General features: G+C 43.9%; 3 protein-coding genes. All 3 read left to right on the top strand.

The window, feature by feature from the left end:
* Nucleotides 1-3,068: SusC/RagA family TonB-linked outer membrane protein (locus WBA23_RS21140; RefSeq protein ID WP_424584270.1), on the top strand; the 3,068-nt coding region annotated here is incomplete at its 5' end.
* A gap of 31 nt (nucleotides 3,069-3,099) precedes the next feature.
* Nucleotides 3,100-4,467, top strand: coding sequence for a SusD/RagB family nutrient-binding outer membrane lipoprotein (locus WBA23_RS21135; RefSeq protein WP_424584269.1), 1,368 nt, complete (start codon nucleotides 3,100-3,102; stop codon nucleotides 4,465-4,467).
* Between the two features lie 243 nt (nucleotides 4,468-4,710).
* On the top strand, nucleotides 4,711-5,375 hold a 665-nt coding region (locus WBA23_RS21130; protein WP_424584268.1), incomplete at its 3' end, for a GH3 family domain-containing protein.

Genomic DNA, 5,375 nt, shown 5'->3' with positions numbered 1-5,375 from the left:
CCATCACCGATTTAAATGGCGAATACCGCGTAACGCTCTCTACCGAAAATCCCACGTTAGTCTTTAGCTTTATTGGTTTCGCTCAGAAGTCCGTAGCTGTAAATGAACGATCAACCGTTGATGTTGCGATGGAATCAGATACTCGGCAACTTTCTGAAGTAGTAGTTACCGCGGCGGGCATTGAAGCGAATAAGCGAGAGTTAGGGTATTCTATTCAGAACGTAGATGCTGAAGAGATTGTGCAAGCCCGAGAAACAAACTTTGTTAGTGCATTAAGTGGGAAAGTAGCCGGAGTGCAGGTGACGAGTTCAGGTGGAACACCCGGAGCCGCCGCTCAAATTAGGATTCGGGGTAACAAATCGGTTCAAGGCAGCAACGGACCGCTCTTCGTGATTGACGGAGTACCGATTGACAACTCTACCTACAATGCCGCTGATTCACCCGAAGACGCGGTTTCAAGTTTAGGTTCGGGGGGAGTAACGAACTCTAACCGGGCTATTGATATTAACCCGGAAGATGTTGAATCACTTACCGTTTTAAAAGGTCCCGCTGCCACCGTATTATACGGTATACGGGCGGCGAACGGAGCAGTAGTGATCACCACTAAAAAAGGTGAACGTAACTCAAAACCTAAAATCTCTTACGACTTTGGCTACACCATAGATCAGGTAAACAAACTACCGGAGCTACAAACCGAATTTTCGCAGGGTTCACTAATCGAAGGTGTTCCCACTTTCCGAGCAGCCATGAATGGGTTTTCTACCGGTACTAGTTGGGGTCCTCGGATTAGCGATCTTCGGTACGCTAACGAAACTACCCGATGGGATCAGTTTGGCCTAATTGTTCCGGCTGATGATCCGCGAGCTACCAACCAAGTACCCCAAGCTTATAATAATACGGAAGATTTTTTCCAAACGGGTAGCAATGCCACGCATAACGTTAGTGTTTCAGGTGGTACCAATGCTACCAACTACTTCTTTTCTATTGGCCGGCTCGATCAAACCGGAATTATGCCAAATAGCTCCTTCGCACGAACTAGTTTTCGAGCTACTACCTCTACCGAAGTATTTAAAAATTTCGATGTTACTTTTTCGGCGAACTATATTAATTCCGGTGGCAAGCGGGTTCAGAATGGTTCTAACACTTCGGGGGTAATGCTAGGATTACTACGTACGGCCCCAACTTTTGATAATAGTGCCGGTTTCTTATTTGAGGATGGTACCCAACGCGATTACCGAGGTGGTAGTGTTTATGATAATCCTTACTTCACGGTTAATAAGAACTTTGCTACGGATGATGTCAACCGAATTATTGGTTACAGCCAGTTATCGTATGATCCACTTCCGTGGTTAAATTTTACTTATCGCCTAGGAGTAGACACATACAGCGACGAACGATTGCTTCGCAACGATGTCAATTCGGCGGGGGCACAATCGGGTCAGGCGATCAATCAGACCATTAATAGCAAAGACATCAACTCTGATTTTTTGATGACCGTTAATCAAGACGTTAGTGAGAATATTGGATTGAGCTTTACCTTAGGTCATAATTTCTATACGAAAGATGTGGCAATTAATCGTATTGATGGTCAGGGGCTAGCATCGCCCGGTTTCTTTAATATGGCTAGTGCTACCTCCGTTAATGTTTCGGAAGGTGTTACCCGCCGAAAGCTCTACGGACTGTTTGGAACACTTACCCTTAATGTAGCTGAACAGTTGTTTGTTAATTTAAGTGGGCGGAATGACTGGTCTTCTACCCTACCTGAAGCCAATAATTCATTCTTCTACCCAGCTGCCAGTGTAGGCTGGGATTTTTCCAACACATTTGATATAGATAGTCGCTTTTTCTCCTACGGAAAACTTCGCGCTTCCTGGGGGCAAGTTGGTAATGATGCTTCGTTCGCAGTAACTAATAATGGTTTTAGTCAGTCCCGCGTGCGCGATGGATGGACATCTCCTTTCGGGGTAATATTCCCGGCTTTAGGGTTAAACGCATTCAACCCTAATGGTTTATTGGGCAACGATCAGCTAAAAGCAGAAACCACCACGACCTTTGAAGTGGGGGCTGACTTACAATTTTTAGACGGACGCATTAGCTTAGATGTCACTTACTTTGATGCTACAACCACCGATGCTATTCTTAACGTTGATATTCCTAGTGCCAGTGGATGGGTACAACGGGCGGTTAATTCGGCTGAGCTACGCAACTCGGGTATAGAAGCCGCCCTAACCGCTAATATTATCAACAGCGGCGCTTTTAACTACGATGCTACGGTGAACTTCACTCGAATTCGCAATCAAGTAGAAAAGTTAGCCGAAGGAATTCCGTTTATTACGATTGACCCGTTCGGTACGCAAAGAATTGCCGAAGGCCAACCCTACGGGGTGTTTTACGGCACTCGCTTTTTGCGCGATGATCAAGGCAGAGTGGTTATTGACCCAGATAGTGGAATCCCCTTCGAAGACCCTAACCAAGGTATTGTGGGTGACCCGAATCCTGACTTCTTACTTGGCTTCCGTAATACCTTTACCTACAAAGGCTTACGACTGTCCTTTCTGCTTGATATCCGACAAGGAGGTGATGTATATAACGGAACTAAAGGGGTGCTAAATAATTTTGGAGTTGGTGCTGAAACACTGGATCGTAACGAGCGGGTAGTGTTTGATGGCGTACTTGGTCAAATTCAAGATGATGGTTCGGTAGTGGCTACTGAGCAGGTGAATACCCAAGAAATTGTAAAAGGTGGTACAGGAGATCTTGATGGGGTTAATTTCTATCAGAACTACGGCTTTGTAAATCTCACTGAACTTACTATTGAAGATGGTTCTTGGATACGAATGCGCGATATCAGCCTTAGTTATACTCTACCGAGTCAATGGCTAGAAAATGTTCCATTTCAGAAGATTAATGTAGGATTCGTCGCCCGAAACCTATTCTTATTGACAGATTACTCTGGTATTGATCCGGAAACGAACCTTACGGGCGCTTCGAGTAACGTTCAAGGGTACGACTACTTCAACAACCCAAATACTAAAAGCTACGGGGTAAGTGTCGGACTTACTTTTTAATCAGCAATCTCAAAATATTAAAATTAAGATAATGAATCAATATATTTTAAAAATAAGCACGCTCGTATTAGGCTTAACTATCGGAGTTAGCTCCTGCGAGTTTGGGGACACCAACGTAGATCCAGCGCTTCCTACCGATGTATCAGCGGCGGCACTATTGCCTTCAGGTCAAACTGCTATCTCTTGGGTTATTGGCGGTGAAGTAGTACGCTTCAGTGGTTTGTTAACCCAACAGTTTCGGGGAATTAATGCTCAGCAGCAAGACAATTGGCGATACCTAATTCGGGATGCGGATACTGATGGGATGTGGCAACGGATGTACCACAATTCACTAAATACGGTCAACGCGGTTATTGAAAAGGCCGAGGAGCAAAACGCCACGCACTACCACGGCGTTGCTGAAGTGCTCATGGCTACCGGTATCGGTACCTTCGCCGATGCTTTCGGTGGTGTACCCTACTCTACTGCTTTTCAAGGTGACGAAGGATTATTTACTCCCAGTTACGACGATCAGCAAACCTTATACACTAATACAATTCCTCAGCTATTAGACGGTGCTATTGCTAAACTTGGTTCGGAAGATAGTCCCGGGGGAAGTCCCGGAAGCGATGACTTAATTTTTGGTGGAGATTTAGACCTTTGGTTAAAAGCAGCGAACTCACTAAAGCTTCGCTATACTTTTCAGCAAGGTAAGCGCGACCAAACGGCTTACGATGCTGCTTTGGCCTTAGTGCCATCGGCCATATCATCCAATTTAGAAGATTATGAAATGACGTTTGGAGCTTTAGCTACCGAGGGCAATCCTCAGTATTGGTTTGGTCAAAGGCGCGCAGGTAATATGCGGATGGACGACTACTTTGTAAATGCGTTTTCGGAAGATGATACTCGTAAACCATTCTTCGTTGAGGGTGAAAACGGTTTTGAATTTGACGGTTACTATACTACTATTAATTCACCTGTAGTACTGATGAGTTACGTAGAGGTAAAGTTTATTGAAGCCGAGTCGCACCTACAAAAGGCTACTTCCGATGTTGCTGCTGCCAAAGTCGCTCTAGATGAGGCAGTAGCTGCTTCGTTTATTAAAATTACCGGGGCCCCGGTGCCGACTGCCTATCAAACTGAGTTAGATGCTAAGTGGGCCGCAGCTACTGATAAATTGGAAGTTCTTATTGATGAAAAGTACATTGCGTGTTATTCACAAAGCCTTATTCCTTGGAATGACTACCGTCGAACCGGTTACCCTACGCTAGAGGTGATACCTAACGGAGTAAATGCTTTTAACTCAAATGGTGAAATTCCTCGTCGCTTACCCTACCCTCAGGAGGAGCGTCTACTAAATCCGAACAATATCCCGACCAGTACACCTAACTTACAAGACCGATTTTGGTGGGATCAGTAGATGCTTGATTTATAGTGAATTACGATTACAGAGTTGCATCCAGGTGGGTGTAACTCTGTTTTTTGTTATACGAAATAGAGTTTTGCGTAAAGCTTAGAAGCTGTATTGGTGCTATTTGTTCTTCAGCCAACGCATATCTAATTTCGCCTATAAATCCGATATAAACTTAAAATTTAGTGGGTTTCAAACAAAAGTACCTGTTTGCTAGTCCTGTGATTATACTTTTAATCTAGCGTTTCAATCATGGCTATTCTAGGAAATTTTATTAAAACTGCGATAGAGATCACTGATAAGTTTCTCCCTGAACCCAATGCTATTGAAGCCCAGCAACAAGTGCTACACAAGTTACTTTCTACGGCCAAAGATACCGCGTTTGGAAAACAATATAATTTTAGTGGTATTCTAAAAAGTGTTAATCTTGCCCTTTCTTACGCTCAGCGTGTTCCTTTTCATGATTATCAAAAGATCTATGATGAGTGGTGGCATCGCTTACTAAATAATGAAGATAACATTACTTGGCCCGGTAGTCCAAAATATTTTGCTCTTAGTTCGGGGACAACTGGGAACACGAGTAAGCGAATTCCGGTAACTGACGAAATGTTGGCTGCAATCCGTAACACAGGTATTCAGCAGGTGACTAGTTTAGCTAATTTTGACTTACCCTCTGAGTTCTTCGAGAAAGAAATTATGATGTTGGGAAGCAGTACTGACCTTCAGAATAAGGGTAATTTTTTGGAGGGGGAGATCAGTGGTATTAGTGCTAGTAATATTCCATTTTGGTTTAAAGGTTATTATAAACCCGGCGACGAAATCGCTCAAATTGATGATTGGGATACTAGAGTGCAAAAAATTGCTGAACGAGCCGCTGATTGGGACATTGGTGCTTTATCTGGAATTCCTTCTTGGAT

This window comes from Tunicatimonas sp. (assembly GCF_049647865.1).
Taxonomy (GTDB): domain Bacteria; phylum Bacteroidota; class Bacteroidia; order Cytophagales; family Cyclobacteriaceae; genus Tunicatimonas.
The sequence above is the reverse complement of the archived record's forward strand: the minus strand, read 5'-3'. Positions and strand labels throughout refer to the sequence as shown.

Coding starts and splice junctions, on each gene's coding strand:
- WBA23_RS21135 (WP_424584269.1), top strand. CDS start 3,100: ATGAATCAATATATTTTAAAAATAAGCACGCTCGTATTAGGCTTAACT.